General features: G+C 51.3%; 1 protein-coding gene. It reads left to right on the top strand.

The window, feature by feature from the left end; all coding sequences use genetic code 11:
- On the top strand, positions 1-509 hold a 509-nt coding region (locus tag AC27KL_RS28255), incomplete at both ends, for an ABC transporter transmembrane domain-containing protein (protein WP_487171817.1).

The raw sequence follows: 509 nt of genomic DNA, 5'->3' as shown, positions 1-509 counted from the left end.
ACATTGCTTATGTACATCGTCAACTACTGGGGGCATATGCTGGGCATCAACATCGAGACGGATATGCGGCGCAAGCTGTTTTCGCATATTCAGAAGCTGTCGTTCCGATTTTTTGACAATACGAAGACCGGGCATTTGATTGGTCGCTTGACAAACGACATGAACATGATTGGCGAAATGGCGCATCACGGACCGGAGGATTTGTTTATCGCGATCATGACGCTTGTAGGCTCGTTTGCGCTCATGCTGTCCATCAACTGGCAGCTTGCGGTTATCACCTTCATCGTTGTGCCGGCCATCATCTGGGTCGTCGTGTACTTCAACAAAAAAATGACCCAGGCGATCCACCAACTGTTTCGCGATGTGGGCGACTTCAACGCTCGCATTGAAGACAGCGTGGGTGGCATCCGTGTCGTCAAGGCGTTTGCCAACGAGAAGCACGAGGAAGCACAATTTGCTGTCAACAACGGGCGCTTTCGCCTGACCAAGCTCAGCTCCTACAAGCTGAT

Source organism: Paenibacillus sp. YAE3 (assembly GCF_057546105.1).
The sequence above is the reverse complement of the archived record's forward strand: the minus strand, read 5'-3'. Positions and strand labels throughout refer to the sequence as shown.